The following is a 26,802-nucleotide window of genomic DNA, read 5'->3' as shown; positions in this document are numbered from 1 at the left end:
TATATCTTTTAGATTCAATCTATAGAAATGTGAGCTAATGCAATGAAAAAATACGACTACATTATCATCGGCAGCGGTCCGGCGGCTAACCACCTGCTCTTCAAATTAGCAAGAACTGACCGGACTGCCCTGGTCATTGAAAACAACTTGTGGGGCGGAACCTGCCCGAATACCGGCTGCCAGCCAAAGATTTTTCTTGAAGGCGCCGTCCGTCCGGTCTTGAACACATATTATCTGACCGGCAAGGGAGTAAAAGCAGCCGCCCAGCTGGACTGGAAGACTTTGATCAAGCGCAAGAAGGAGATCTGGGCAAAATTTCGTGCAGAAGAGCGGTCCAGCATCGAAAGCGACCAGGTGGATACTGTCTTTGGCAGCGGGGTGATCACTGGTCCGCATACAGTTGCGGCAGCTGGAGAGGAATATGAAGGCATAAATATCATCATCGCGACAGGTCTTCTGCCGCACCACTTGGAAGTGCCGGGTAGTGAGTATGCCATTAGCAATGATGAGTTTTTTGACTTGGATGAATTGCCGAAAAAAGCGGTCGTCATTGGGGGCGGCTATGTTGCCCTGGAACTGTCCACAATCTTGCAGGCAGCTGGTAGTGAAGTCACGGTCTTGCAGCACTCTGAGAAGTTGCTGAGGGCTTTTGACCAGGAATATGTCGAGAAATTGACGGAAATAATGGAAGAGCGCGGCATTGTGATTCATCTGAACACTCCAGTTAAGGCAATCGCCAAAAATTCTGCTGCTTATGAAGTAACTGCGGAAAATGGGCAAAAGTTTGAAACTGATCTGGTAATCGACGCCTCTGGCCGGCGGGCTAATGTAAACGGCCTGGGCTTGGAAAAATTAGGGATCAAGTTTGATCCGGTCAAGGGCGTGGCGGTCAATGAGCACTTGCAGACCAATGTCCCGAGTATTTTTGCCGCCGGGGATGTCGCTGACAACGGGCAGATGAATCTGACGCCGGTTGCCTGGGTTGACTCCTACCACATTTATGATTTTGTCGAAAATGGCCTTACTGAAGGAATTAAGTACCCGGCCGTAGCTACCAGCACCTTTACTTACCCGCAAGTCGCCCAGGTAGGCAAGCGGGAAAGTGAAATGGCAGAAGGCGATACGGTTAGAAGAATGAAGCTGGGGTCGACTTTTGCCGCTTTGGGAGAAGGCGATGAAGAGGCGGAATTAAAGGTTATCTTCAACAAGGATGGTGAAGTGGTCGGCGCTTCAGAAATCAGCATCAATGCCGGGGAGGACATCAATCTCTTCGCCCCGCTGATCGGGAGGAAGGACCCGGCAGAATTTGCCATGAATAATTTGGGCTTCGCCTTCCCGACTTTAGCCAACAAATTGGACGTTCTCTTCCGCTAGAAGTTGACAGCAAGTTGAAATTTGAAAAAATGGAATTCGAGCAAAGGTTTATCCTTTGCTTTTTTCTTTGCACACGGATTGGATTTTAGCTGCTTTTACAGATCTTTTTGCCTGTAAAAAGCCCGTCAAACCAGGCTTTGTCAAGGGTGACTAGCGGCTTTTTCCTTTAGGAAAAATCTGCTTTAATCAAAACTGAGCTTCGAACATTTGGTCGAATGATGAATGTGAAGACAGAAAGGAGAATGATATGACGTATTGGTAGGGCTTAGAGAAAGCTGGCTATGTGGCTAATGACGAAATCACGACCGCGCCAGAAACCATGAGGAATTTGCAACTTAAAGGCAGGGATGTCCTATGGCGAACTTACAGAAGTATTGCGGAAGGTGCCAACCATTGGCGTCTATTTGCCAAGCGAGGAAAAGATCTTCAAGGATTTGTGCCGACGGGTGAAGAAATGCTACTGGCTTAATCCTGAAGCTAAAAGCAAATGGAATACCGGAGGCTCAGTCATCGGCAGATATACCCCATATGTCAGTGAACTGGCTTAGGTAACCATACGGCCTCTTTGATCAAATTTTTGTGCGGATTACAGAATTGAGGATGAAGATGAAAGAAGAAAGCAAAGTCTTAACAGAAAAAGAAACTGACCAGCTGGTCAGCGACTTCTTTGAGAATTACGAGAGCTACTTTGACCGGCCATATTGCATGGATGTGCTGGCCCAGCCCCTGGCTAAGCAGTATCTCCGGCCTAGCAGCTTAAAGGTTTGCCTGGCTTACCAATTGCTGACTAAGGAGTGGATGAAAGCCAAGCTTGAGGAAGAGTCTTTCCATGATAACGGAGAGAAGGAGCGGATCTACCTGGAGCCTGGCAAGCTGAAGAATCATTTGCCTAAAGAAGATTGGGATCTGGCAAGCGACTACCTGTTTCCAGGAGACAAGCAGGCTTACCTGGAACTGACAGCTGATAAAAAGGAACTTTTCTTACCAAGCAACAAGCGCCAGCAGCTTCAGCACTTTAAGACAAGTTTGGCTAATTGCCAGTCCTGGCAAAAGCTGCTTTACCATATCAAGGAAAATCATGCTGACCTGTCGATCAATTGGCATTTCAAGAACCAGTCCAAACTGGAAGTGACTTTGACGGGGAGAAAGGATCACGAGCATGCTTTTGCCTTAAAAGAGCCAGAGGCGATGGACGAGGAGTATGACAAGTTTTTGGCAAATTCGAAGAAGAAAGAGGCGAATTACAAGAAAAAGATCAAAGAAAAGGTTGCTGCTTCTAGCCTGCGGGGGGACCTGTTAGCCCGGGCAATTGCTCAGCTTGCTTTGAGAAATGAGACGCGGATTACGCCAAATAATTGTCTGAAGATTCTGCGGGGATTGTCTTATCCGGATTATGACGCCATCAACCACAGCGACTATGACAGACATTTTCGCTTTCTGCCAAACCAGGAGATTCTGCAGGTAATTGAGGCGATGCAAAAAGACGGACTGATCGCGGCTGAGGAACGCTTTTATTCTGACTATCATGTCTATTACCATGAATTGGTGCCAACTGATTTGACTGAGGAATTTCTGAATGCGGAAGCAGCTGAAGGGTCAGATCTTGCCTTGCTGAAGGAACTTAATGAGTCTGCAGATAAGACTGATCTTTCCGCTTTTAACGTTGTCAAATTAAGCCAGGAACTTCTGCAGCATCCCGCCCTGGTTTGCGTTGACCAGGGCTATCAAGCCTTTATCGACCAGCATGACTTGGCAAGAGAATACCTAAAAACCCGCCTGCAGCTGACGACCAGCAAGTTTACCAAGAAGTATCTCCGCCTGCTTTTAGAGGGGGATGCAGAAAAAAGCATCCCTGGCCAAGCGGTGAATGCTTGATTGGGGATGCTTAGTAATTGGTATAGAGTATTTAATTAGAGGGATGCTACTTGGTTAGCTGGTCAACGAAAGCCAGGTATGCAGCTTGTTCACCAGTTTCTTTGGTCTTCACCGCCTCCAGCTTAACCTGGCCGCTGTGCAGCTGGTCTTCTGGGATTTCAATAGTATGGGTTTCAGTCGCGTTGCCGATCAGTTCGATCCAGTAGCCGTGATCCTTTTGGTGCAAGACGGTCTTGACCATACCACCAGGATTGTAGACAGAGATCTCTTTTTCAAAGTGGCCCAGGTCCGGGTGAGTCAAGGCAAAGGCCAATGAGCTGGCTGACATCCCTGTCCCGCAGGCGTTAGTAAAGCCAACGCCCCGTTCGTAGGTTCTGACAAAAAGCTGGCTATCGCCGCGGATAACGGTGTAGTTGATGTTGACCCCGTCTGAGAAGTATGGATTTTCGCCATTCAAGTAGGCACCAAGCTCTCCTAAGACCGGACTTTTCAGGTCTTCTTCTTTGATAAAGGCGATGAGGTGGGGATTAGGCACGGCCAGAGCACTAAAACGCCAGCCTGGAACCAGTTCTGGTACCAGAGTGTCCAGCAGGCGGTTATGTCCCAAATTGTCAAAAGGCAAAGATTCTTTATTAAAGCGGACAGGGGAGATTTCTACCCCGAAAGCCGGCACTCCTTCTGCAAAGTCATCAGCTTGCCGTACGGCTAGGTCAGCGTACATGGTTTCCACCTTAAACTGGCTTTCTCCGGTCTTTTCGTGCAAGTAGCGGGCAACTGTTCTAAGACCATTGCCGCACATTGAGGCTTCACTGCCGTCAGCGTTGATAACCCGCATCTTGCCTAAAACGCCTGGGTGGCTTGATTCCTCAACTGATAGGATGCCGTCAGCTCCGCCAAGCAGGCCAGTCTTGTGATCAGTAAGTGTCTGGGTCAATTGCCGCAGTTCATTATCAGTCAGCGGATTTTCCAGTTCAGTCTGGTCCAGAATGAAGAAGGAATTCTGTGAGCCATGGACTTTCAATAATTTAGTCATCTTATTCTCCTTGTGCTTCTTGCTTGAAAAAGTAGTCGTAAATCGCGGCTACCGCCCGGTCGGCATCTTTAGCTGCCGTGCCCAGCATGATAGAAATTTCGGAAGCCCCTTGGTTGACCATCCGGAGAGAAATACCCTCTCTGGCTACAGGCGTGGCAATATCCCGGATGACCCCGATCCGGTCCCTCATCCCTTCACCGACCAGCATGATAATCGCGTAATTGCTGATCCATTCCAAATGGTCAGGACTGACTTCATTTTGAATTTCATTGCAGATCTGGTCGATCAATTCATCGTTTAACGTGTCCCGGTCAAAGATCAAAGTCAAGTCGTCAATCCCGGTTGGCATATGTTCATAGGACAGTTTGTACTTGTTTAAGATTTGCAGGATGCGGAGGGTAAAGCCAACTTCCTTGTTGAGCAGGTACTTGTGCAGGTAGAGGGCACCAAAGTGCTTGCCGCTGGCGATCCCGGTAATGACGGTTTCAGGCTTGAAGCCTTTTTCCGGTACGATCATGGTCCCGCGCTTTTCCGGGTGCTGGGTATTCTTCACATTGATTGGAATCTGCCCTTGAATGGCCGGGATCAAGGCTTCATCGTGGAAGACAGAGAAACCAGCATAAGACAATTCCCGCATTTCCCGGTAGGTCATCGTGTGGATCGGATGGGGCTGGTCAACAACCTTCGGGTTAGCGGAGAAAATAGCATCGACATCAGTAAAGTTTTCATATAAGTCAGCGTGGAAACCTCTAGCCAAAATCGCCCCGGTAATGTCTGAACCACCTCTTGAGAAGGTAGCGATATGGCCAGCCAGAGTATAACCGTAAAAGCCTGGGAAAATCAGCTTTTCGTCAGCGTCATAGGCAAAGTTTTCCAGGAGCTGGTAGCTTTCCGGGTTGACAGAGGCATTGTTTGGACTACCGGTAACGATGATCCCGGCCTCTTTAGGATCAACATAGCGGGCCTTTACCCCTTGGCTTTGCAGAATCTTCGCAATCAGCTCGGCGTTAAGCCGCTCGCCATGGGCCTTAAAGGTCGCCTGCAGATAGTTCTTGTTTGGATAGTGATCCTTTGGCAAATTCAACAGGATCTCTTTCAAGGGCAAGATTTCTTCGAGCGGCAAGTTAAAGTACTCGCCGATTTCAACGTAGCGCTGGAAGATCCGGTCAGCAACTTCAAGCCCGTTTCTGCCATGGCTGATTTCATGGGCGTACTTGATCAAAAGGTCAGTGACCTTGATGTCATCGTCAAAGCGTTTGCCTGGTGCAGACGTAACGACAACTTGTCTTTCAGCTTCAGCAGTAATAATCTTCAAAGCATTTTCTACAGCAGGACCGCTAGCCAGGGAACTGCCACCAAACTTAACAACTTTCATGGGTTACTCTCTTTCGTGTTTGTCTTTAATCATAATTTAAGTTTAATCAGAATGGACTTTACCATTTTTCTCTGGAAAATGCAAAGAAAGATTCTGAAAATTCATGATAATCGACTTCTAAACATTGTGATACCAGTGCTTGAGGAAGCTTGAAATAAAAATATACAAATAAAAAGCTGAAAAGCTGTTGACAAGATGAGGCCAATATTATAAACTGACTACAAATTGAAGAGGCGCAACCGACAAGAGTAAGGCAAGGGAGCCAGCCAGGCGGAGAACTTGCAAGAAAGGGGAGGTTGCCGAAGCGTCCGTTTTGGCAAGGCGGATTGGCTGGGCTATGGCTTAAGAGGCCATGGACTGTCGCAGGGAAGGTACCTGCGTTGCGCTTGCAATTTGACGAGAGAATTTGATTTTGAATTTTTCGGGCTCCAGATTGTTAAGGCAACCTGGAGCTTTTTCTTTGTCTCTTCGAAGTAACAGAAACAGATGCAGATTAGAAAGAGAAAGATATTATGGCAGAATTAGACGCGCAAAGCATTATCAACTACATTGGTTCAGCACCAAAGAAGACCCCGGTTAAGGTTTACTTGCGAGGCGCCGGCCTTGATCAAGTCACTTTCCCAGATGGAACGGATCCTTTTGTCAGCGGTCAAGCTGGCGTAGTCTTCGGCGATTGGCAAGTTCTTAAGCCGTTTTTAGCAGAACACGAAGCTGACTTTGAATCTGTCCGCGTGGAAAACACGGCCCGCAATTCAGCCGTTCCTTTGCTGGACCTTAAGGAAATCAATGCCCGGATCGAACCAGGCGCTATTATCCGTGACCAGGTCTTGATCGGTGATAACGCGGTTATCATGATGGGGGCGGTAATTAACATTGGCGCGGAAATCGGTGCCGGCTCAATGATCGACATGGGCGCGATCTTAGGTGGCCGGGCGATCGTCGGCAAGAACTGCCATATCGGTGCCGGTACGGTCTTAGCCGGGGTGGTTGAACCAGCTTCTGCCTTGCCGGTCCGCATTGACGATGACGTTCTGATCGGTGCCAACGCGGTTGTCCTGGAAGGTGTCCACGTCGGTGAAGGTGCAGTTGTAGGAGCGGGTGCGGTTGTGACCAAGGATGTGGCTCCGCACACGGTGGTTGCCGGCGTTCCAGCCAAGGTAATCAAGGAAGTCGATGCCAAGACAGAAAGCAAGACCGGCCTGGAAGAAGACCTGCGTAAGCTGTAAAGAGTCAAGTTAAAGTAAACAAAACAGACATAAGTTAGTCCACATTAAGGAAGTTTTTCAATGGCAGTATTGACCGAAGCCGAGTTGCTTCAAATCCGGCGCCAACTCCACCAGATCCCGGAATTGGCTTTAAAAGAATATCAAACCCATGCTTATCTCTTGGATGTGATCAAGCAGATGAAGCAAGACTACCTGGAAATCAGGGAACCAGCAGAATTGCCAACTGCGCTCCTGGTTCTGGTCAAGGGGTCAAAGGCTAAACGGACCATCGGCTACCGGGCGGATATTGATGCTTTGCCGGTAACTGAAGCAACCGGCCTGCCATATGCTTCCAAGCACCAAGGTGTGATGCATGCCTGCGGGCACGACATCCATATGACGGTTGCTTTGGGTGTTCTCAGCTACTTTAGCGAGCATCAGCCAACTGACAACCTCCTGTTCTTCTTCCAGCCGGCTGAAGAAAGCGAGAGCGGCGGCATGAAGGCCTACCAGCTGGGACTTTTCACCGGTAAGTGGCATGTTGATGAATTCTACGGCCTGCATGATAACCCAAGTCTGCCGGCTGGGGCGATTGGCTGCCGGAACGGCACCTTGTTTGCCGGAACGACTGAAGTCAACATTGATATTCAAGGTAAGGGCGGGCACGCTGCCTTCCCGCAATTGTCAAATGACGCGGTTGTCGCGGCAGCAGCCTTGATTATGCAGGTCCAGACCATCATTTCCAGAAATATTGATCCGGTTCAAAGCGGGGTTATCACCCTGGGCAAGTTGACTGCCGGCAAGATCAGAAACGTAATCGCTGATTCAGCCAGAATTGAAGGCACGATCCGGGGACTTACCCAAAGCATGATCGAATTGATCGACAAAAGGCTGGCCGAAGTCTGCCAGGGAATTGAGCTGAGCTTCGGCGTCAAAGTCAAGCTGGAACTCAACCAAGGCGGCTACTGGCCAGTTGAAAATAACCCGGAATTAACTGAAAACTTCATTAAATACATGAAGCAGGCTGACGGGGTTGAATATGTCGAAACGGCCCCGGCGATGACCGGAGAAGACTTCGGCTACCTCCTGGCTCAGATCCCGGGAACCATGTTCTGGCTGGGTATTGAGGACGATTCACCCCTGCACTCAGCAACATTAATCCCCCAGGAAAGTTCAATCAGCCGCGGCATTGCGGCAATTACCGGCTTTTTGGAATACCGGATGACAGAAGGCTAAGGAAACAATAGAGGCAAATACAATGAACCAAAACTTACAAAACGCGGACTTACTGACAGCAATCATTACGCCTTTTACGGAAGACGGACAGATCGACTTTGCCAGCTTGACTGAATTAACCAACAACTTGATTGACCAGGGCTGCAACGGCTTTGTGATTGGCGGGACAACTGGTGAGACGCCAACTTTGACCCATGACGAAAAGATTGCCTTGTACACCCGCTTTGGTCAGATTGTAAATGGGCGTGTACCGGTTATTGCCGGCACGGGCAGTAACAACACAGCAGAAACCATTGCTTTTACTGAAGAAGTTGCCCAGATTCCGGGCATCGACTATGCTTTGGTTGTCGTTCCGCCATACAACAAGCCAAACCAGCGGTCAATGATCGCTCACTTTACGGCAGTTGCTGACCAGGTTCACATTCCAGTAGTCATCTACAACATTCCGGGCCGGACTGGGGTTAAAATGGAAGTGTCAACTATTTTACAGCTGGCCCAGCACCCCAATATTGCCGGTATCAAGCAGTGCGCCAGCCTGGAAGAAATCGAAGAGATCGTATCCGGCCGGCCAGTAGACTTTGCCGTCTTTACCGGCGAAGATGCCCAGGCGCTGACGGCCAGAATTTTGGGCGCTGACGGGGTCATCTCAGTTGCCAGTCACCTGTACACCCCAAGAATGCGGGAAATGTACGATGAACTTTACGCGGGGAACTTTGCCTTGGCCGGCAGCCTGCAGCGCTGGCTGACCCCGCGGATGAACGCCCTGTTCATGTTCCCGTCACCATCACCAGTTAAGGCGGCTTTAGCTGCCATGGGTTACCAAGTAGGCGGATTACGGTTGCCGCTTGTAGCTTTGAACGATGAAGAAAAGGAAGAACTAGCCACTGCTTTGAAGCTGCCGAAGGATGCATTAGCTGGTCAGCTGAAGCGTGATATGTTAGAAGGAGATTAAGATGCCAAGAATTTTATTGGCTGGTTTTGCCGGCTCAATGGGCCAGCAAGTCGTTAAATTAGTAGCAAGCCTGCCAGACTTTGAAATAACGGCCGGCCTGGCCCACCGTTTAAAGAGCAACGATCCAGCAGACTATGGCCTGCCAGCAAGCGCTAAGCTGTACACCAGCCTGGATGAAATTCCAGCCGACGCAGCAGATATCTGGGTTGACTTTACTGTACCAGCCTCTGTCTACCAAAACGTCCGCTATGCCTTGGAAAACGGCTACCGGCCAATCGTAGGGACGACTGGCTTGACTGACCAGCAGGAAGCTGAGCTGAAGCAATTGACCAAGGAAAAGGGGGTTGGCGGCTTGATCGCTCCTAACTTTGGCATGTCAGCTGTTTTATTGATGAAGTTCGCCCAAGAAGCAGCTAAGTACTTCCCAGACGTGGAAATCATCGAAATGCACCACGAAGATAAGAAGGATGCTCCATCAGGCACGGCCTTGGCCACAGCCAAGCTAATCGCTGAAGTCCGCGAGCCCCACCAAACTGCAGCAGACACCACAGAAAGCCTGCCAGGGGCAAGAGGCGGCGATTACCAAGGCATCAAGCTGCACGCGGTTCGCTTGCCAGGCTACGTCGCTCATGAACAGGTGCTTTTTGGCGGCAAGGGGGAAGCCTTGACCATCCGGCAGGACTCTTTTGACCGGTCATCCTTCATGAGCGGGGTCAAGGTTGCCTTGGAAAAGGCAGCTGACTTAGACCAGCTCTATGTCGGCCTGGAAAACATTTTGTAGACAGTATTCTTTGTTTTTTTATAGAAAGATGATCATCATGCCAGAAACAGATCCTAACTTGCGGGATTTAGGCAACAGAAATCTTGCTAAAATCGCGCCTTCAGCCATCCGGGCTTTTGACGAAGAAATCTCCCAGATCCCGGGAATCATCAAGCTCACATTGGGGGAACCAGACTTCGCGGTGCCAGATCATGTTAAAAGGGCCGCTATTCGGGGAATTGAAGCAGATGACTCCCACTACGGGCCATCAAAAGGGAAGCTGGCCCTGCGTGAAGCTATCAGCAAGTATCTTGCGGCAAGCAGACAGGTTGACTATGACCCGGAAACTGAAGTTATTGTCACTGACGGGGCAACTGAAGCAATTACGGCAACTTTACTGGGACTTCTTAATCCAGGTGATAAGGTTTTAGTGCCAACACCAGTCTTTTCCCTTTATTTCACCAACATTGAAATGGCAGGCGGGGAAGTGGTGATGATCGACACCTCAGATACTGGCTTCAACTTGACGCCAGAGCGGCTGGAAGCGGAGATTGAGGCGGCCGGCGACCAGGTTAAGGCAATCATGCTCAACTATCCATGCAACCCAACAGGGCGGACTTATTCCAAAGCTGAGTTAACTGCTTTAGCGGAAGTCATCAATAAGCACCATTTGCTGGCAATCTGTGATGAAATCTACAGCGAACTGACTTATGACCAAGAACATTTCTCTTTGGCTACTTTACTGCCAGGACAGGTAATCTTGATCAGCGGCTTATCTAAGTCACATGCCATGACCGGCTACCGGCTTGGATATATCGCGGCTCCGGCAAGTTTACTGCCAAATGTGGCCAAGGCCCACAGCTTCATGGTGACCTGCGTGGACAATATCGCCCAAGACGCGGCAATTGAGGCTTTGACCAAGGGGCTTGACGATCCAAAAGAATTTAAGGCAGCCTACCAGCGCCGGCGGGACTTCATGGTTGATAATCTGACCAAGCTGGGCTTTGAAATGGCCGTACCGCAAGGGGCATTTTACATTTTTGCCAAGATTCCGGAGAAGTTCGGCAGTGATGACTTTGCTTTCGCCAAAGATGTGGCTAAGAAAGCCAGAGTTGGTCTGATTCCAGGCAGCGTGTTTGGTAAAGGATCTGCTGGCTATGTCCGCTTTTCTTACGCGGCAGCCGATGACAAGCTGGCAGAAGTAGTCAAGCGGCTTGGTGAATACGTTGCTCAGCTCTAATATTTTTCCTAAGACAGCAGTTTGTTGTCTTTTTTCAGTTTGCTGTCTTTTTTTATGCCGAATGATATAATTTAGAAAGAATCTAAAGAATTAGTATGACAAGGAGCATATAAATAATGTCTGAATACCCACAACTTACCCTTGACCAAGCCAAGGGCCCAAAGGCAACTATCAAGACCAACCACGGCGACATCGTCATTCAGCTTTTCCCAGAAGAAGCACCAATGACTGTTGAAAACTTCGTCCGCCTGGCACAAAAGGGCTACTACGACGGCGTAACTTTCCACCGGGTGATCAGCGACTTCATGATCCAAGGCGGGGACCCGGAAGGTACTGGTGCCGGCGGTCAAAGCATCTGGGGCCACAATTTTGAAGACGAATTCTCAAACGAACTCTTCAACCTGCGCGGGGCTTTGTCAATGGCTAATGCTGGTCCAAACACCAACGGTTCACAATTCTTCATCGTGCAAAACAAGAACATGCCAAAGCGCTTCATTCAACAATTGCGCGATGCCCAATACCCAGAAGAAGTTGTCAAGGCTTACAAGCAAGGTGGTACGCCATGGCTTGACCACAGACACACTGTTTTTGGCCATGTAACTGAAGGCATGGATGTCGTTGACGAAATTGCCAAGGTAGCTAAGGACGGCAACGACAAGCCACTTGAAGACGTGGTAATCACGACTGTTGAAATTGCTGACTAAGAGTAAGTAAGAAAGGTTTGCGTGAGCAAGAGTGAAATTAAAACGGGTTTGGCTCGTTAAGTTAATATTTGTACTGGCTTTTGCCATTATTTTGGCGCCAAAGGCAAAGACTACGGCAGCTTCAGATGCTGACAAACCGTTTTACAAGAATGCCATGGTCAACACTTACGTGTATGACGAAAAAGGCAAACGTACCAAGGACAAGAAGATCCTGGCCGGTAAAGCCGTTGGATGCTACAGCATGATTAATTATGTTGGTGACAAGCCATATATCATGATCGGCCAAAACAAGTACGTGGCATATATGAACGTGGTTGGCTTGGATTGCCGGTTAAACCATAACAGCTACATTTATTCCAGCAGTGGCAAGCGGATGAAGAATTCCGGTGTCTTGCTGAAGAATGGCCCGGTAACTGTCTATGGCGGCAAGAAAAAGATCAATGGCAGCAAGTACTGGGCAATCGGCGTTGGCTTGTACGTTAAGGCAAGCAACGTTGAAACGCCTAAGGACGAAGTCACTAGCGATCCAAACACGCAGAACCAAACAACTGAACCGCAAATATCTTAAACTTGAGCACTGCATTTGCAGTGCTTTTTTGTTTGGAGGGGATACGATTTCGTTTTTAGTCAATGGTTCGAATAATACATATTATGTAAAGTTAAGTAGCGAAAATCACGAGAGAGGACGCTGCTTAGCCCCAGATGATCATTTTGCCCGGTAGTATTTAATACTGCGCTCTGATATAATTCAGATAATCTTTTTTGCAATTGCTTTTGGATTGGAGATGAGTTTATGTTTAGCTACAAGATCAACGATGAATTAGAGTTAGCCGTGCCAAGATTGACTGACGGTGAAGCTCTGTATGACTTAATTGACAGAAACCGGGACAATTTATCCTACTACTTGCCTTGGGTTGACCACGTTCATGACGTGCAAGCTGAGACTGACGCTATTAGGCGTGATTTAGTCAGGTTTGCTGAAGGCAAAGCCTTAGACCTGTACATTTGGTATCATGGCCGTTTAGCTGGTAAAGTCAGCTTGAATTCAATTGATGCTATGTATTCTGAGGCAGATATCGGCTACTTTTTAGGCAAAGAATTCCGCGGACACGGAATCATGACGCTGGCTACCCGGGCTATCATCGATATCGCCTTTGAGGAATATGGCCTACACAGAATTATGCTGCAGTGCGCTGTAGACAATCTGCCAAGCAATAATGTGGCTAAACGGCTAGGGATGCGGTTTGAAGGCTGCCATAAGGGCCGGTTGATCCTTAGAGACGGCTATCATGATAGTAATGAGTATGCGGTTCTTGCTGAAGAATGGCCTGATGTGCAGAAAAAGTACTAAGCTACCCTTGCTTGAAGCTCAAAGTTTTACCACTGATTTCTTACGTGTGTTAGTTTAAAACTATAATTTTAATGACAGAAGTTTGAAATACCCTTTCGGCTCAAGGATTTGCTTTATAGCAATTTTACTGAGTTTTTGAGCATTTTTTATTTTTCTTTTCTGCTTTTGATTTCTGTTTTATCAAGCTACAAAAAAATCTGTCCGTATTGCGGCAGATTCACTAGCTAGTCTGTCAAATGACCAAGTTCAAGGATTTTAGCTGAACTACCAGATGATACTTCGCTGCTCCCTTCTTTTCACCATCAAGATTCATTGCAGCAGGCGTTGTTATTACGCATTCTTTCACCTGTTTCACTACTACATCTTTGCAGCTAATCAGGTCCTTTCGCAGAATTTTATAGATATAATATGGCGCGAATAAAATGTCCATTGCAGAAGGCACAGAGCGTGACCTGGTCGTTAAAAAAGCAGGCCATTTTGTGGCCTATGACCTTTACTTTGGAAAACTTATAGCGGCTGATATTGCGCAGAATCGAAGCTACATATGCCGCGCTTTTAAGCGTTTTAACGTCAAGCAATCAAGGCGTCAAGTCCAAAGCAGCCAACGTTGACTCAGTAGCGCTCATCATTGACTAAAATTGTGTCAATTGGAATCGCTGGCTGGTCTAAAGTCGCTTTGAGGATGGCTTTAGGACTCATCTCGCGCGGGAAAAGTCATTGCCCGTCCCAAATGGCAGGCAAACAACTCCATGGTTTGTGTGCACGAGATTTTGGATGACTTGGTTGAAAAAGCCGTCTCCGCCAACTGAATAGAATCGTGTTTTTTCAGGGTAATTTTTAACGATTTCTTTTACATGGTCCTTGTACTCACTAAAGTAGATCTCGCAATCTCTCCCCTCCATCACCTTTTCGATGTTTTTGATGAGGGAATCATTTCTGGACTGATCTGGACTTGATTAGAAAAACATGCTTCATGTACGATATCGACTTCCTTTTACAATAGTTTAATGTAAACACAAACTCGCTGGTTTGTACAGAAGCCGTAGCAAAAAGGAGGTAGCAAGGTACCGCCTCCCCTGTTCCCTCCCCCGCTTTTGGAGGTGAGTTTTTAGTTGCGCTACTAATTAGCAGCAGAATTTTTTGAAGATGATGATTACAACTTGGTTTCTAAAGATAGCGATATCTCTCACCTGTTGAGATTAGTTAATGAAGCCTACATTAATTACAGTGCATCTGGATTAAGCCAAAAGACGCATCAACCAGGATCTCCATGGTCTTTAACTGATGACGGCAAGATTATCAAGGATCAATTGATTTTTGATACATTCAGTAATGGCTTAGAAGAATAATGGCATTTTACTGACAACGAAAGCTCTACCCAAACTTTAGGTAGAGCTTTTTCTGTTCTATTTAATTCATTGTTGCATAAGCACTAGCATACCTGCCAGCAATTCGACCTGAATTCCATGCAAAAGCGTTGCTTAAGCCTTCAATTGTTGGATAAGATGAGTCATAAAGGCCTGATGCGTCATTTCCGACAGCATAAATACCATCAATTACTTGTCTCTTCACATTTAGAGCCTCAAAATGCTCATTGACTAATGCACCACCGACAGTCCCCAGGGTAGTTGAATTAGCACGAACTGCATAGAAAGGTCCCTCTTTGACCGACAAAGTCATGAAACGGTCATCTTTGTAAAGATCCATGTCTTTACCTTCTACCACCAGTTCATTGTATCGGTTAACTGTTGCAGTAAGATTTGCTGGATCAACCGCAATCTTCTCTGCTAATTTTTGAATGCTATCTGCCTTAAAGATAGCACCTTGGGTGATACCCTCATTTAAATCTTGGTCTAGTTGCGGATATGGACCAACTTGATAAGTCATTGGCTTTTTATCTAGCAGGCGGAAGGTTCTTTCAAATGAACTTGTCCAGTCCAAAGCTTGCTGACGGAGATAATCGACAGTTGCTTGGTCAAAGAGGAAGTAGTAGTACCCACCGATCTGGTAAACTGAATCACCCCATAATGCGAAATCATATACTACGTCTTCATTAGTAAATCGCTTGCCTTCCCGGTTAACCCATAAGAGTGGGATGTTGGTCAAGTCAAAAATACTTGCGTTATGCCACTTTGGATCCGTCTTTGAGTAGACAGTTGCCGCATGGTTTTCAAAAATTCTCTTGTAATCGCTAACGCCGCCAGCTTCTTTGAGCATCTGCAGGCCATCACCGGTAGCTTTCCGTTCACCCATTGAGTACAGGTCATCTGGATCAATTGCTAAAGTACGCTTGATTTCGTCCTTATTGCCAACAAATCCCCTATCAGCCAAGATTACGGCTTTAGTTTCCAAGGTGATTTCTTCGCCTTTTCTGTTTGCTTTAACGGCAGTTACTTTAACCTGTTCTTGAACAACTTCTTCGGCCGAAGTTTCGGTCATAAGGACTCCGCCGCTTTCTAGAAATTTGTTCATTACTCGCTTAAATCCGTTAAACTTATCGATAAATTGGTGATATGTTCTGGGATGCTCCTGGTGGACTTCTTGAGTGTTGGTTACTAATTCAGTCTCCAAACCTGATTCAGCCATCCAATCGATTGTAGCTGCTGACTCTTCAAGAATGGCCTTAACCATTAACACATTAGATGAATGGTGAGTATAATTGATGATTTCCTCGTAGGCATCTTTTAGGCTGTACTTCACTCCAGCTTCTTTTTGAGCCCTGCTTTCAACCGCAAATAGTCCCTGGGCACCAAACATCCCTGCACCGCCAAATTTGTCGCCTTTTTCCAATAGTGCTACTTTTGCTCCGCATTCTGATGCAGTTAATGCTGCACTGATGCCAGAAGCACCAGCTCCTACTACTACGATATCAAAGTTCATTTTGTTCTCCTTTCTGAACTTGATACATTTCTAGCAGTTGCAGAAACTGGATTTAAATGGACAAACCTTAAGTAGTCGCCTAATTCCACAATTTCGGAAGAACCATCCTAAAGCACAAATATCTTTCAGAGAGATAAATGACTATCAGCAAATACCTGCTGAAGTAGACATTTTAGAAATGGCTTATGCGAAAGAGCCACTGAGTGAACACGAATTCTCTTTCATATCCATTGTTCCTTCGCCTCTTCGAGTAGCTTTGCCAGCAAGTCATCCCTTAGCCAAGAAAAAGCAACTATCTTTACAAGACTTGGCAGCACAGGATTTGGAAATCGTAGCTCCATCTGCATCTCGAAATGCTGGAGATCAACAAGACCGACTCCGAACGCCGGGAACTGCTCCGGCCATTTGAAATCACCCCTACTGACGGCTTTGTCTATGGCTTACGGCAAACGCCTATTTTCCAAAAAGCCTTCACCTTCTAAATCCATGCAAAAAGCGACCGAAACCATATCATGTTTCGATCGCTTTTTTGTTAAAAAATCTATTAGTCTTGCTTAGTCTCTTCTAAAACGATTCCCTGGTAAAGCTTGACAGTAAGTAAGTAGTAAACCAGGTACAAGAGGAAGAATGCTAAGAATGGAATCCAAATCTTGTAGTAGGGGTCTGGCAGAAGAATCGTAAAGATCTTCAAGCCAAAGAGTACGTCCAGGCTGCCAAGTACCGCCGGTGCCACAAACAAGATGGCAATTTCTTTTCTAATCGCTGCCTTCAAGGCGCTGTTTCTAGCCCCAAGCTTGTAGAGCATCTTGTACCGCAATTTGTCACTGGCTGCGGCTGACAGGATCTTAAACATCAGAGTTGAAGCCAGCATCATTAAGAAGGACAAACCAAGGAAAAGGCCCATAAATTCAAAGCCTGAGCACATTGCCGCGATTTGCTGGTAAAGAAACGGCTTGGTGAATTCCAGGTAGCCGTATGCCATTGAGTCCTTGCTGAACAGCTGCATTTCTTGCTCAGTAAGCTTCAGCAATTTCTTGTTGTTCTTGGCAAAATCCTTAACCTTGTAAAAAGTGATGACCTTAGTCGTCGGCTTCTTTTTGGCAAAAGCTGCATCTGACAAGGCCACAAAGCCCTTGCTGGAATCTTCTGGGAAGAGGCTGGCGGCTTGAGCAGAATTTCTGACCGTAGCTGAAGTCTGCTTACCAGTTAAGGTCTTGGAAGTAACCTCAACCGTGTGGTAAATCCGCCCCTCCTTGTCAATCGCCTTCTTCTTGTCTGAAGATGCCGCGTTATACATTTGGATCTTGAGCGGCGTCTGGTCAATTTCACTTTTCTTGACATAGAGGATGCCATTTTTCTCATCAGCCTTGTAGCTGTAAGTAACTTTCTCCTCTGTACCGATTCTTTCAACCTTGTCAGCCACCTTCTTCTGCTTGCCAACTAAGACAATATCGTAGTACATAACGTCAGTCATGGCATTCTTCAAGTTGTTGAAGTTAATGCCGACCGTAATAGCGCCAAGGGCCAAGGCCAGCATAATTGAGATGGCTGACAGAATTCTGGTGTAGCCATGCAGGCGGAACTTTAACTGGCCCAGAGTGTAAGGCCGCATCCCTTTGTAGAGGAAGCTGTGTCTCTTCCGCAAAAAGTCGATGACAGCTACGAAGAAGGCATCAAAGATTAAAAAACTACCCAAAACGATGGTTACTAAAGCAATTGGAATTGCCTTCAGCTGCAAAGTCGCCACATGCCACATTGCCCAGTAGCCGGTAGCCAAAAGCAGTACCCCCGCGATAGCCTGGATAGTCCGTAAGACTGGCTGGTTCTTCAGCTTGCTTGGTTTCTGGTCTTCTTTTAGAAGATTGATCAGCGTAGTCTTGGTCAGCTTGACCGCGTTCCAGGAAGCGGCCAGGAAGAACAAGGCGACAAAGAAAAGCAAGGTCCAGAGAACCGCTGGCAGGTAGAGCGGATTAAAGTGAGCCAGAGTCAGCCCCAGCTGCTTGACCATCAAGGATGAGACCAGTTCAGTCAGCCCCACGCCCAAGATAATCCCAATCCCGGTTGCTAGAAGGCCGGTTACCAGGGTTTCAGCGAAGATCAGTTGGCCGATCTTGCTGCTTTTTGCCCCCAGCATCATGTACATGCCATAATCCCGCTTTCTCATGCTCAAGAGGAAGCTGTTAGCATATGCCAGGTAAACCAGGGTCAAGATGGCCAAAAGGACGATCCCAAAGGAAAAAATAAACTTAGTTGCTCCCATGGTCAGCCGTCCCGCTACACTGGACTTTAAGAAAGACGGGTTAGCGGCCAGAGTCAAGAACATGTAGAAGATCATACTGGCGGCGCTAAGGCCGGAAAACAGGACCAGGTAGTCTTTTAGCCGGCTTTTCAGCCCGGTCATTGACAATTTAAAAATCATGTTAATCCCTTTCTTTACTCAACTAGTCGGTATTTTCGCTGAGCTGGCTGATCAGCTTCTTGTAAAAGACCTGCCGCTTCAAGTCCCCGCGCTTGATCTCTTCATCAATCAAGCCGTCCCTGATAAAGAGAATCCGATCAGCAAATGATGCAGAAAACGGATCGTGAGTGACCATCAGGATTGAAACCTGGTCTTTCTCATTAAGCAGCTCCATCGTGTCCAGCAAGGCCCTGGAAGACTTAGAATCCAGGGCCCCGGTTGGTTCATCGGCCATCAAGATTGCCGGTTCATGAACCAAGGCTCTGGCAGCAGCAACTCTTTGCTTCTGCCCGCCGGAAATGGCTGCTGGGTACTTTTCCAAGACTTCGCTGATGTTGAGCTTAGCTGCGATCTTATCGACCTTAGAATCGATTTCTGAGCTTTTTACCCCTTGCAAAGAAAGTGGCAGGGCAATGTTTTCCCTAGCGGTCAGGTTGTCTAAGAGGTTGAAGTCCTGGAAGATAAAGCCAATTTCTTTAGCCCGGAAGTCGGCCATCTGGTTCTTCTTCAGCTTGGCGATGTTTTTGCCGTTAACCGTAACCTCGCCGCTGCTTGGCTTGTCCAAGGTCGACATGATGTTCAAAAGAGTGGTCTTACCAGAACCGGAAGTCCCCATAATGGCCACGAATTCGCCCTTGGCTACGCTGAGCGAGACGTCCTTTAAGGCCTGGAACTGCTTCTCCCCTTTTTTACCGTAAGTCTTTGTAACGTTGTTGACAGTCATCACTTTTTCCATAGTTACCCCCTAAATCGTATTGGTGTATTACTGTTGTGATACACTAAATAATACTGGAGTCTTTAAGAATCGTCAATAGGAATTTTAGTGATTTGCAAAAAAGTTGTAACAAAAAACAGGCGAAGCCTTCCTTTAGTGGAAAAACTTCGTCTGTTTCAGGATTAGACGAAAAAAGCCACTGGAGCTGTTGCTTGCTTCAGTGGCTGTCTGGTCTTCAGTTTTCTTGGCTTTTTGGGTCGATAAACAAGATTCTGACCTTGCAGCGGATGATTTAATTTTCCCAGCTCATTCCCTTCCAGGGGGCAGACCGTAATCTGCTCGTAAGGAGAATTTAGCTGCAGAGACAAGAGCTGCCCTACTTCGACTTCTTCAAGGTGCTTTTGCCGGCTCTTTCCGACAATATCTTCACCGTCTGTTTCTAAGAGCCAGCTTTCAATGTGCGGGATATCGGCTAAAACGGGTTCAGTCATTTTTTGATAGATGGCCAAACCCAGCTGGATGACTTGCCTTTTTTCATCGATGGACTTGATAAAGGCAAAAGGCTATTGCGCAAGGTTGGCTAGAGCAGCTCTAACCAGGTTCGCGATGCGCGGGTTCGGCAAATAGCCCAGGGTCTAGTACATTGTCGCCATCATCTTTAAAGCTGACTTCCATTTCTGGTTGAAGCAGGTACCACTCCGGCGTGCACTTACTGCCTCTTAACTCAGCTCCTGCTTCAGCTTTAGTACCTTATCTTCGATTTCTTTAATCACCTGCATAAAGGTCTCATCATCTTGTCCAGTTGGATCTTCTAATCCCCAATCTACCCGCTTTTTTGCAGGCAAATAAGGACAGCGGACTCCGCAGCCCATGGTGATCACGTAATCAATGCTTGGCAGGTCAGCGAGGGTCTTGGGCTTTTGTCCGTTGGCCAGCATATCAATGCCATAATGCTCTTTGATCAGCCGAATCGCGTCGGGATTGATCTGATCTTTTAAGTCCGTGCCGGCTGAATAGGATTCAAAGACATCCCCGGCCAGCTTCTTGCCCAAGGCTTCTGCAATTTGACTCCGGCAGGAATTATGGGTGCAAATAAAGGCTACTTTTGCTTTGGTCATGATATTCTCCTGTTATTTCTTCTCAAGCAGGCCCAGGCCGCTGATGGTAAGGTCACTGGAATCATTGACGAAAGAGAAAGTTGGGATGCTATCCATGCCTTCATCTAAGGCTTCCATCAAAATCATGGCAAAAAATTCAAACCAGCTGTCCGTTGGCACGTCATTCCTATCATCTTGTGGAGTCAGCCAGAATTTTGTTGCTGCTTCTCTCGTTTTAACATTAAGCGCCAGGCCTATTGCGGTATTATAGAAGTCAAAAGTGGCTTTGAAAGAATGAACATCTGTATCATTTATCTTAATGCCTAATTCCTCGGGGATCTCTGTTTCTGTGATCATCATTCTGCCCGTGATTTTACCGTATTTTTCTTCAAAATCTTGAATTGAGTCATGTTTCTTAAGTTCGGCTTCTACCTCGTCAAACAAAGCTTCGTTCTCTAACATACCAATTCCTTCCTAGCAAACTGTAACCGATTGCTTTGGTCTCTATCATAAACTAAAAGCAGCATCCCCTGCACTAAATACAGATGAATGCTGATAATGTAACTTAATTCAAAATTCTAATTAAAGGCCAGCAAGAACATTGGCGATTCCCAAGTTGTATCATCCGGGAAGGTAACCTTGATAGTAACGTAGCTGCTAGATTGCTCGTCGTAGTTATAATCGTCACGAATTTCGTACTTGGTCTCTTTCGGCATATCAGCAATATTGCTGATAAAGTCTTGTGGCTTTAACAACTGATAGCTGTCCGCTTCAATATCCGTGCCTACTGGCAAGGTGATTGAAGAGCTCTTCAGAGCTGGATGATAGACCAGGTTATCTGGCTGACTGACCGTCAAGGTAAACTTCTGGCTAACTTGGTAGGAATTATCTGGATAATCTACCCGAATATAATAGTCATGGCTTCCAGGAACCTTGGTGTCTGGATCATTAGCTAATATATTTCCATCTGCACGGCAGAAGTAAAACTCAGTTGTCGATAACTCAACTTCATCTGGGTCATTAGGGAAGTAACCAACTGGGTTAGTCACAATGTACTTTCTAATATCGATATAGTGGCCATACGGTACGGTAGTGTTCTTGACAGTCACATTGTACGCATCCGCTTGTGCAGACTTGACTACAAAGGAAACTGGCCCTACCGTTTCCTTTGAACCATCTGGGTAGGTAACTAAAATATTAGTCTGATAGAAGCCGCCCTTCTTAGTGTTTACTGGCTTTACAAAAGTATAGTTTGTCTCGCTTGGCAGATCCCAGGGATTGGTGATGTAGGAATACGCATCGTTTGAGAACGTTTCTCCCCAATCAAGCGTTGTAGTCCACGCTTTAACCTTTGGGCTGTACTTCTGTGCCATCGTTAATGGCTTCTCGCTAGTCTTCTTTACCGTTTTTGAAGACTTCTTAGTAGTCTTTTTGACTGTTTTCTTGGTGCTCTTCTTGGTAGCTTTCTTCACAGTCTTCTTACTGCTTTTCTTCACTGCCTTCTTAGGATTGGCTGTCTTTTTTACAGTCTTAGCTTTAGTGACTTTCTTCTTGCTTACCTTCTTAACGGCTTTCTTATTGGCCTTTTTGCTGATCTTCTTCGTTTTGGCTACAGATTTCTTCTTAGCCTTGTAAGCCTTAAACCACTTGGTCTTTTCTGGAGCTGAGACGAAGTAAAACTTCCGTCTGCCAGCCTTATACTTGTTGCTCTTAATCACCCAGCCACTGCCAGTGCTCATCAGCCATTGTGACCGATAAATGACAGAGCCTTTCTTAACTTTTCCAGCCGAGTAAAAGTGGTTCTTTGATTCAGAAGTACCAGTCTTTACCCGGTAGACCTTCATAGTCTTAGTGACTACAATCTTCTTGTCAGCCATTTTGGCATAGTCGTACCCGTTAAGGTAGCTTGCCTGCACAGGCTGAACGGTCGTAGCGACTAAGGACAAACATCCAACAAATGCTAGTATTTTCCTTTTCATGTTATTCACCTTTCCTAACTTAAACATCCAACTTGATCATACCCCTAAAATCCGTCTATGAAAAGGCTTTAAGCAAAAAGAGCCGCATACAATCGTACGCGGCTTTCCATATCCGAAATTATGTTAAATTGTATTTATATTTCATTTTGTTTCCGGGTCATTACCAAAACTGCCAGTGAATAGAAAACTACTCCGGTTAGAAGCAAAACTGCTACTGAAACCCAAGCTGGGGCGGTATGGCCATCATAGACGAAGACAATTCCCAAGATCTCTTTGATCTTTTTCAAGACACTTGCCGGCTGATTTGCAAAATTTGCCTTTATTGCAGGCTTCATCAAAAGCTGCCGGTAAAGTACCGCTGAATGAGCACATGGGAAGTACTTTACCAGCCACTGAACGTTGTCTGGCAAGCTGCCGATTGGAATGTATGCCCCAACCAAAAAGCCGATCAAGGTCCCAACTATCGTGCTTGCGGCAGAATAGGAGCTGTTGGTCTTCAAGAAGGAAATTATAAAGGAAGCAATCGCCGATGATGCAAAGGCTGATAAGACAATTACAGCAAATAGCTTTAGTAAAGTCTCTATATCCAGTACTGCCCCGCCGTCCAGACCAAGGTAGATTTCCCCAAAAATTAAGGTAAAAATGGACATGATGATGCTGATGATGAAGCCAGTCACGATATAGCCGCCCGCGACCTGTCTTCTGCTGACCGGAGATGAGTAAAAGTCCTTGATCGCCTTATTCTCCCGGTCGCTGATCATCACCCCATATGCTCCTAAACTCGTAGTGATCGACGCCGAAGCCAGCATCCCTGCTAGCATCCAAGCCCGCATCAAGCGATTGGGATGCGGTAGAAACTTTAGCCCGCTATTCACCGAATCACCAATGAATAAGATGTAGAGGGCAAAAATGATAATGACACTCAGCATTGAGAAGAATACTGAAGCTTTGTCTCTAAAGTAAATCTTGAGATTCCTTTTGACCATCGCGCTCATTCTCTTAGCCTCCTCCCTGTAATATTCAAGAATACGTCATCCATCGTTCCATGCAGGACTTCAAAACTTTGCAATTGGTCCCGCATTCCTTCTACGATATCAATGGCATCCATGGTGTTCCTCAGTTCTACCTCATAGTGGTCGGCCACCTTATTCCAATTAAGTGATAAAGACGACAGAATATTGTCTAAATTCTGCTCTTTCTTCGGATACAGCTTAAGCCGGTCATAGCTGTAGCGCTCTTTCAAGCTTATCGGACTGCCTTCAGCGACAATCTTCCCGTGGTCCAGTATTACCACATAATCCGCTGCGGATGCTTCGGCCATATAGTGCGTCGTCAAAAAGATGGTCATCCCCTGCTCTTTTTGCAGGCGCTGGATCGTTTCCCAAATGTGCTGCCTGGTTTGCGGATCAAGACCCGTCGTTGGTTCATCTAGGAAAAGGATTTTCGGCGTATTTAAGAGCGCTCTGGCGATATCTACCCGCCTCCTTTGCCCACCGGACAATTTTCCGTATTGTCGCTTAAGCAGGTCATTAATCTCCGTATATTCGCTTGCCCGGGCAACAGCTGCTTTTACTTCTGCCTTGCTGTGATAGTAAAAGCCCGCGCGAAGAGTTAAATTCTCAAGCACTGTAAGCCGCTTATCCAGCATTCCTTCTTGAAAGACGATCCCGATCCTCTGCTTGATCTCCTGTGCCTGTGTCTTCATGTTAAGCCCGGCCAACTTGATCTCACCAGAATCGAACTTGGTCAAAGTCGACAGGCAGTCAACCGTTGTAGATTTTCCGGCCCCGTTTGGGCCAAGGAAGGCAAAGAGCTCGCCTTCGCGGACTGCAAAGGAGATGTCATTGACGACTTTCAAGTCCCCATAGGACTTAGATAGGTTTCTAACCTCAATAGCATTCTTCACTATTTTGCAACCCCTTTCTATTTATCTTTCTAAGTTAATTCTACATCTTTTAATATTTTCTTGGGTTAAATCTAGGTAAGATGCAAAAAAAGGCGGCCGAGTCGAAAAAAGCTGGAATAAGAAAAGGCCACGCTGGTTAGGCGTGACCGTTTAGGTGATGTTAAGTGAGTTATTTTGATCGAGATATATTTCAATCAGCAAGAGAGAGTTAAGATTACGATCTAAGATACAGGTCTCAAGTACTGTAAATTCAATGCTTCATGTTAAAATTAACAGTAACTAGATACTATTTATAGGTGGCATCATGCAAATCAGACGCACGCAAGTTAAAGACATTCCAGCAATTATGAAGCTGCTGAGCCAAGTTTTGGAAATTCACGCTTCGATTCGTCCAGACATTTTTATTCCAGGCACAACCAAGTACACGGTGGAAGAGCTGACGACAATCATTAACGATGACCAGAAAGCAGTTTTTGTCGCGGTTGACGAAGATGATCAAGTGCTCGGCTATGCATTCACTCAGCTGCAAGAGCAGCCTTTTTCAACCAATATGGTTCAGTTTAAGTCACTCTTTATCGATGACCTCTGTGTTGACAGCACCCAGCGCTCCCAAGGCGTGGGCCGGGCCCTGCTTGATTATATTAAAGCTGAAGCCAAAAGACTGGGATGCTATGAAGTGACACTTAATGTATGGGAGGGCAATGATTCTGCCATAAACTTCTATAAGAAGAATGGCTTGAAGGTCAAAGAAACAAATATGGAATTTATTTTGTAAGCAAAAACCGATCTCAAATTTTGAGACCGGTTTTTAATTCCAACAAATTACTTTACATAACAAAGTTTATGTATATATGTTTACTTAAAAATGTATAGTTCTGATAAAGCGACTCTGTTGTTCTTAAAAAGTTAAAGTTGATCAACTGCACATTTAAGCGCAATAGAACTCACTTCTTAAAAAGGTGTATTTTATCCCAAACGGAAAGACTTCAAATCTTCTTCCATGCTTTCGTCTTCCAAGCCAATATATCTCAGAGTAGTGGTTGGGCTGCTGTGGTTCAGCATCTTCTGCAGCTTGTACAAGGCCCGGGGATCTGGATCACCTGCTGGGGTTGTCGCGCTCTTGATGTAGTGATAGCCAAAAGTTTTTCTTAGAGTGTGGGTACCAACTGTATTGGGATCAATCTCGCACTGCCGGGCGGCCCGCTTCAAATCTTTATAGAATGACTTTCCTTCAATATGCCCCTCCCCTTTTCTAGAAGGGAAGAGCCAGTCACTTGGCTTCAGCTGCATCTGGGCAATGTAATTTTCCAAGTCCTGGCTGATATTGCCAATATAGGCATGCCGGTTCTTGTGGGTCTTGGTTTCAACCAGGTTGTACCATTCCCCGTCTTCAATGTCTGACACCTTGGCCTTGACGATGTCGGAGATCCGGAGACCCGTATTGATTCCAAAGACAAAAATCATAGCATTCCGCAGACCATTCCTGTTTTGCCCGGTAACTGTCCCGGTCCCAAATTGCAGAGCCCGTTTCATAGCGTTGATTTCCTTTGCCGTTTTCAGCGGCCGGATATTTCTGCTGCTCTCTGTTTTTTTAACTTTTCGGCCCATTTTGCTAGCAAAATCCTCCCCTCACTGAATGCGTCTTTATGTATTCATTCTAGCACAAAGGTGCATTGAAGCGGCAAAATTGTTAAAAAATCTGTCCTAACTAATCAAGATTCGAATGCGTAAAAATGATTATTTCTACGCATTCAGTAAAACGGTGGTTTTTTGCCAAAAATGCTGAGAAAAGCTCTCATTTGCGCCCAAATTTTCAGAGATGATTACTTGTCCTTTTTCCCGCTTACCTCTATGCTTTTGTTGGCATCCAGCTTTTCTCCATCTTCAAGTTCTTGAATGAAGGATTGCTCAGAAGCATGGTTTTGATGAAGGAATACCTCTACTGCAACTTGGGCGAATTAGCCCTTAAGCTGGCCGCGACCTGGCTGCTTTTAACGCCTCTTCAGACTAATGCTTTCTGGAGCGCGGAACTGGGAACCAGAATCATCTGCGTCTTGGGCTCAATCATCTTGGTTATTAAATAAATGCAAGCTTTAGAAGCCATAGAAAAAGCCGGTTAATACCGGCTTTTTCTATGCAGTCATAAATGTAGTAAAGAAAGAAGATTAACGGGTCCGGCGGTCGTTCTCGGCTTTCTTGTAGAATTCCTCCTTGGATTTGCGCATGACCTTGTCTACCTGGTAGAGCAGGTAGCCGAAGTTAAGTCCTAGCAGACCGCCGCAGATAATGGCGGTGACGTTGATTACTGATCCGATTCCTGTCATTTTTTACCTCAGTCAAAAGTATAGCATAGAAGCGGAAAACTTTTTAATTTAAATATCATTTCAATAATAAAAAAGCGAATATTCGTGATTATCCAGGCAAGTAAAGCTCTCACCTAGATAAATCAACGATTACCAACTAAATGCATATAAAATACGCAGCTTTCTTAATGAAGATCAAGAAAACTACTTGCATGCCTTGCATCTATCCTTTATACTATTGAAAAAACAGAAAGGAAGCAGCAAAAATGGCCGCATTTATTGACATTAACCCAGATATCTGCCCAGCTTCATTCGCTGTTCCTTTTCCATTTTTTCAAATTATTAATATTTCATCACTT

The 26,802-nt window shown here is 46.1% G+C and carries 27 protein-coding genes, 1 pseudogene and 1 riboswitch; of the genes and pseudogenes, 14 read left to right on the top strand and 14 right to left on the bottom strand.

Annotation, left to right across the window (positions count from 1 at the left end; translation table 11 throughout):
- The first annotated feature begins 42 nt into the window (after positions 1-42).
- The 3 genes from LJ046_RS06890 to LJ046_RS06880 all read left to right on the top strand — a co-directional run bounded on the left by LJ046_RS06890 (position 43) and on the right by LJ046_RS06880 (position 3,249).
- Complete coding sequence (locus LJ046_RS06890; RefSeq protein ID WP_002880338.1) at positions 43-1,374, top strand: dihydrolipoyl dehydrogenase family protein; 1,332 nt, start codon at positions 43-45, stop codon at positions 1,372-1,374.
- A 347-nt stretch (positions 1,375-1,721) separates the two neighbouring features.
- The gene (locus LJ046_RS06885; RefSeq protein ID WP_002880333.1) at positions 1,722-1,922 is read left to right on the top strand and encodes a hypothetical protein; all 201 of its coding nucleotides are present in this window, start codon (positions 1,722-1,724) and stop codon (positions 1,920-1,922) included.
- Between the two features lie 58 nt (positions 1,923-1,980).
- Positions 1,981-3,249, top strand: coding sequence for a hypothetical protein (locus tag LJ046_RS06880; protein ID WP_002880330.1), 1,269 nt, complete (start codon positions 1,981-1,983; stop codon positions 3,247-3,249).
- 46 nt (positions 3,250-3,295) lie between these two features.
- On the opposite strand, the gene dapF is transcribed toward LJ046_RS06880, so the two are convergent.
- Positions 3,296-4,282, bottom strand: a complete 987-nt coding sequence (gene dapF, locus LJ046_RS06875) for a diaminopimelate epimerase (protein ID WP_002880328.1) — start codon at positions 4,280-4,282, stop codon at positions 3,296-3,298.
- Position 4,283: 1 nt separating this feature from the next.
- Positions 4,284-5,657, bottom strand: a complete 1,374-nt coding sequence (locus LJ046_RS06870) for an aspartate kinase (RefSeq protein WP_002880324.1) — start codon at positions 5,655-5,657, stop codon at positions 4,284-4,286.
- A gap of 220 nt (positions 5,658-5,877) precedes the next feature.
- Positions 5,878-6,054, top strand: a riboswitch (Lysine riboswitch).
- Between the two features lie 115 nt (positions 6,055-6,169).
- On the opposite strand from LJ046_RS06870, the gene dapD reads away from it, so the two are divergent.
- From dapD to LJ046_RS06830, 8 genes are all read left to right on the top strand, one after another.
- A complete protein-coding gene (gene dapD, locus LJ046_RS06865; RefSeq protein ID WP_002880323.1) occupies positions 6,170-6,883 on the top strand; it encodes a 2,3,4,5-tetrahydropyridine-2,6-dicarboxylate N-acetyltransferase in 714 nt (237 codons plus the stop codon).
- 60 nt (positions 6,884-6,943) lie between these two features.
- Complete coding sequence (locus LJ046_RS06860; RefSeq protein ID WP_002880321.1) at positions 6,944-8,098, top strand: N-acetyldiaminopimelate deacetylase; 1,155 nt, start codon at positions 6,944-6,946, stop codon at positions 8,096-8,098.
- Positions 8,099-8,120: 22 nt separating this feature from the next.
- Complete coding sequence (dapA, locus tag LJ046_RS06855; protein WP_002880320.1) at positions 8,121-9,050, top strand: 4-hydroxy-tetrahydrodipicolinate synthase; 930 nt, start codon at positions 8,121-8,123, stop codon at positions 9,048-9,050.
- A gap of 1 nt (position 9,051) precedes the next feature.
- Positions 9,052-9,831: a 4-hydroxy-tetrahydrodipicolinate reductase gene (gene dapB / locus LJ046_RS06850; RefSeq protein WP_002880319.1), complete on the top strand. Its 780-nt coding sequence runs from the start codon at positions 9,052-9,054 to the stop codon at positions 9,829-9,831.
- Between the two features lie 37 nt (positions 9,832-9,868).
- Positions 9,869-11,050 (top strand): aminotransferase class I/II-fold pyridoxal phosphate-dependent enzyme, encoded by a 1,182-nt coding sequence (locus tag LJ046_RS06845; RefSeq protein WP_035176934.1) that lies wholly within the window; start codon positions 9,869-9,871, stop codon positions 11,048-11,050.
- A 116-nt stretch (positions 11,051-11,166) separates the two neighbouring features.
- Positions 11,167-11,754 (top strand): peptidylprolyl isomerase, encoded by a 588-nt coding sequence (locus LJ046_RS06840; protein ID WP_002880316.1) that lies wholly within the window; start codon positions 11,167-11,169, stop codon positions 11,752-11,754.
- Positions 11,755-11,785: 31 nt separating this feature from the next.
- Positions 11,786-12,322, top strand: coding sequence for an SLAP domain-containing protein (locus LJ046_RS06835; protein ID WP_002880315.1), 537 nt, complete (start codon positions 11,786-11,788; stop codon positions 12,320-12,322).
- A 225-nt stretch (positions 12,323-12,547) separates the two neighbouring features.
- The gene (locus LJ046_RS06830) at positions 12,548-13,105 is read left to right on the top strand and encodes a GNAT family N-acetyltransferase (RefSeq protein ID WP_002880314.1); all 558 of its coding nucleotides are present in this window, start codon (positions 12,548-12,550) and stop codon (positions 13,103-13,105) included.
- Between the two features lie 695 nt (positions 13,106-13,800).
- Here the strand turns inward: LJ046_RS06830 and LJ046_RS06820 are convergent.
- Together LJ046_RS06820 and LJ046_RS06810 are read right to left on the bottom strand one after the other, a co-directional pair.
- Positions 13,801-14,031 (bottom strand): annotated as a pseudogene (locus LJ046_RS06820) (diacylglycerol kinase family protein); the annotation flags it as partial.
- A gap of 484 nt (positions 14,032-14,515) precedes the next feature.
- Positions 14,516-15,985 (bottom strand): FAD-dependent oxidoreductase, encoded by a 1,470-nt coding sequence (locus tag LJ046_RS06810; RefSeq protein ID WP_002880309.1) that lies wholly within the window; start codon positions 15,983-15,985, stop codon positions 14,516-14,518.
- Positions 15,986-16,022: 37 nt separating this feature from the next.
- On the opposite strand from LJ046_RS06810, the gene LJ046_RS06805 reads away from it, so the two are divergent.
- Entirely contained in the window at positions 16,023-16,394 is a 372-nt protein-coding gene (locus tag LJ046_RS06805; RefSeq protein ID WP_231127997.1) for a LysR substrate-binding domain-containing protein, read from the top strand.
- 135 nt (positions 16,395-16,529) lie between these two features.
- Here the strand turns inward: LJ046_RS06805 and LJ046_RS06800 are convergent, their stop codons facing one another.
- The 8 genes from LJ046_RS06800 to LJ046_RS06765 all read right to left on the bottom strand — a co-directional run bounded on the left by LJ046_RS06800 (position 16,530) and on the right by LJ046_RS06765 (position 24,140).
- Entirely contained in the window at positions 16,530-18,404 is a 1,875-nt protein-coding gene (locus LJ046_RS06800; protein WP_002880306.1) for an FtsX-like permease family protein, read from the bottom strand.
- Between the two features lie 22 nt (positions 18,405-18,426).
- The gene (locus tag LJ046_RS06795) at positions 18,427-19,179 is read right to left on the bottom strand and encodes an ABC transporter ATP-binding protein (RefSeq protein WP_002880304.1); all 753 of its coding nucleotides are present in this window, start codon (positions 19,177-19,179) and stop codon (positions 18,427-18,429) included.
- Positions 19,180-19,340: 161 nt separating this feature from the next.
- Positions 19,341-19,649: a hypothetical protein gene (locus LJ046_RS06790; protein WP_231127995.1), complete on the bottom strand. Its 309-nt coding sequence runs from the start codon at positions 19,647-19,649 to the stop codon at positions 19,341-19,343.
- Positions 19,650-19,877: 228 nt separating this feature from the next.
- Positions 19,878-20,276, bottom strand: coding sequence for an arsenate reductase ArsC (locus LJ046_RS06785; RefSeq protein ID WP_002880299.1), 399 nt, complete (start codon positions 20,274-20,276; stop codon positions 19,878-19,880).
- A 12-nt stretch (positions 20,277-20,288) separates the two neighbouring features.
- Complete coding sequence (locus tag LJ046_RS06780) at positions 20,289-20,717, bottom strand: hypothetical protein (protein WP_002880296.1); 429 nt, start codon at positions 20,715-20,717, stop codon at positions 20,289-20,291.
- Positions 20,718-20,833: 116 nt separating this feature from the next.
- On the bottom strand, positions 20,834-22,201 hold the full coding sequence (locus LJ046_RS06775; RefSeq protein WP_002880293.1) for a Rib/alpha-like domain-containing protein: 1,368 nt from the start codon (positions 22,199-22,201) through the stop codon (positions 20,834-20,836).
- Between the two features lie 167 nt (positions 22,202-22,368).
- The gene (locus LJ046_RS06770; RefSeq protein WP_035176908.1) at positions 22,369-23,229 is read right to left on the bottom strand and encodes an ABC transporter permease; all 861 of its coding nucleotides are present in this window, start codon (positions 23,227-23,229) and stop codon (positions 22,369-22,371) included.
- The gene (locus LJ046_RS06765; protein WP_002880291.1) at positions 23,226-24,140 is read right to left on the bottom strand and encodes an ABC transporter ATP-binding protein; all 915 of its coding nucleotides are present in this window, start codon (positions 24,138-24,140) and stop codon (positions 23,226-23,228) included. Before LJ046_RS06765 ends, LJ046_RS06770 begins: the two co-directional genes overlap by 4 nt.
- Before the next feature lie 304 nt (positions 24,141-24,444).
- On the opposite strand from LJ046_RS06765, the gene LJ046_RS06760 reads away from it, so the two are divergent.
- Positions 24,445-24,915 (top strand): GNAT family N-acetyltransferase, encoded by a 471-nt coding sequence (locus tag LJ046_RS06760; RefSeq protein ID WP_002880289.1) that lies wholly within the window; start codon positions 24,445-24,447, stop codon positions 24,913-24,915.
- Positions 24,916-25,106: 191 nt separating this feature from the next.
- On the opposite strand, the gene LJ046_RS06755 is transcribed toward LJ046_RS06760, so the two are convergent.
- A complete protein-coding gene (locus LJ046_RS06755) occupies positions 25,107-25,748 on the bottom strand; it encodes a tyrosine-type recombinase/integrase (RefSeq protein WP_002880287.1) in 642 nt (213 codons plus the stop codon).
- A 284-nt stretch (positions 25,749-26,032) separates the two neighbouring features.
- Here LJ046_RS06755 and LJ046_RS06750 point away from each other — a divergent pair, with 284 nt between their 5' ends.
- Positions 26,033-26,224, top strand: a complete 192-nt coding sequence (locus LJ046_RS06750) for a hypothetical protein (protein WP_231127993.1) — start codon at positions 26,033-26,035, stop codon at positions 26,222-26,224.
- Between the two features lie 81 nt (positions 26,225-26,305).
- On the opposite strand, the gene LJ046_RS10195 is transcribed toward LJ046_RS06750, so the two are convergent.
- Positions 26,306-26,464 carry a hypothetical protein gene (locus tag LJ046_RS10195; protein ID WP_002880282.1) on the bottom strand — a complete coding sequence of 53 codons (159 nt, stop codon included), beginning with the start codon at positions 26,462-26,464 and terminating at the stop codon, positions 26,306-26,308.
- Positions 26,465-26,802 lie beyond the last annotated feature (338 nt).

The sequence above is a fragment of the Lactobacillus delbrueckii subsp. jakobsenii ZN7a-9 = DSM 26046 genome (assembly GCF_001888925.1).
GTDB classification, from domain to species: Bacteria; Bacillota; Bacilli; order Lactobacillales; family Lactobacillaceae; genus Lactobacillus; species Lactobacillus delbrueckii.
The sequence above is the reverse complement of the archived record's forward strand: the minus strand, read 5'-3'. Positions and strand labels throughout refer to the sequence as shown.

Bases quoted from the DNA above. Each gene is read 5' to 3' on its own strand.
- LJ046_RS06890 (WP_002880338.1), top strand. From the start codon at position 43: ATGAAAAAATACGACTACATTATCATCGGCAGCGGTCCGGCGGCTAAC.
- LJ046_RS06885 (WP_002880333.1), top strand. From the start codon at position 1,722: ATGTCCTATGGCGAACTTACAGAAGTATTGCGGAAGGTGCCAACCATT.
- LJ046_RS06880 (WP_002880330.1), top strand. From the start codon at position 1,981: ATGAAAGAAGAAAGCAAAGTCTTAACAGAAAAAGAAACTGACCAGCTG.
- dapF (WP_002880328.1), bottom strand. From the start codon at position 4,282: ATGACTAAATTATTGAAAGTCCATGGCTCACAGAATTCCTTCTTCATT.
- LJ046_RS06870 (WP_002880324.1), bottom strand. From the start codon at position 5,657: ATGAAAGTTGTTAAGTTTGGTGGCAGTTCCCTGGCTAGCGGTCCTGCT.
- dapD (WP_002880323.1), top strand. From the start codon at position 6,170: ATGGCAGAATTAGACGCGCAAAGCATTATCAACTACATTGGTTCAGCA.
- LJ046_RS06860 (WP_002880321.1), top strand. From the start codon at position 6,944: ATGGCAGTATTGACCGAAGCCGAGTTGCTTCAAATCCGGCGCCAACTC.
- dapA (WP_002880320.1), top strand. From the start codon at position 8,121: ATGAACCAAAACTTACAAAACGCGGACTTACTGACAGCAATCATTACG.
- dapB (WP_002880319.1), top strand. From the start codon at position 9,052: ATGCCAAGAATTTTATTGGCTGGTTTTGCCGGCTCAATGGGCCAGCAA.
- LJ046_RS06845 (WP_035176934.1), top strand. From the start codon at position 9,869: ATGCCAGAAACAGATCCTAACTTGCGGGATTTAGGCAACAGAAATCTT.
- LJ046_RS06840 (WP_002880316.1), top strand. From the start codon at position 11,167: ATGTCTGAATACCCACAACTTACCCTTGACCAAGCCAAGGGCCCAAAG.
- LJ046_RS06830 (WP_002880314.1), top strand. From the start codon at position 12,548: ATGTTTAGCTACAAGATCAACGATGAATTAGAGTTAGCCGTGCCAAGA.
- LJ046_RS06810 (WP_002880309.1), bottom strand. From the start codon at position 15,985: ATGAACTTTGATATCGTAGTAGTAGGAGCTGGTGCTTCTGGCATCAGT.
- LJ046_RS06800 (WP_002880306.1), bottom strand. From the start codon at position 18,404: ATGATTTTTAAATTGTCAATGACCGGGCTGAAAAGCCGGCTAAAAGAC.
- LJ046_RS06795 (WP_002880304.1), bottom strand. From the start codon at position 19,179: ATGGAAAAAGTGATGACTGTCAACAACGTTACAAAGACTTACGGTAAA.
- LJ046_RS06790 (WP_231127995.1), bottom strand. From the start codon at position 19,649: ATGACTGAACCCGTTTTAGCCGATATCCCGCACATTGAAAGCTGGCTC.
- LJ046_RS06785 (WP_002880299.1), bottom strand. From the start codon at position 20,276: ATGACCAAAGCAAAAGTAGCCTTTATTTGCACCCATAATTCCTGCCGG.
- LJ046_RS06780 (WP_002880296.1), bottom strand. From the start codon at position 20,717: ATGTTAGAGAACGAAGCTTTGTTTGACGAGGTAGAAGCCGAACTTAAG.
- LJ046_RS06770 (WP_035176908.1), bottom strand. From the start codon at position 23,229: ATGAGCGCGATGGTCAAAAGGAATCTCAAGATTTACTTTAGAGACAAA.
- LJ046_RS06760 (WP_002880289.1), top strand. From the start codon at position 24,445: ATGCAAATCAGACGCACGCAAGTTAAAGACATTCCAGCAATTATGAAG.
- LJ046_RS06755 (WP_002880287.1), bottom strand. From the start codon at position 25,748: ATGGGCCGAAAAGTTAAAAAAACAGAGAGCAGCAGAAATATCCGGCCG.
- LJ046_RS10195 (WP_002880282.1), bottom strand. From the start codon at position 26,464: ATGACAGGAATCGGATCAGTAATCAACGTCACCGCCATTATCTGCGGC.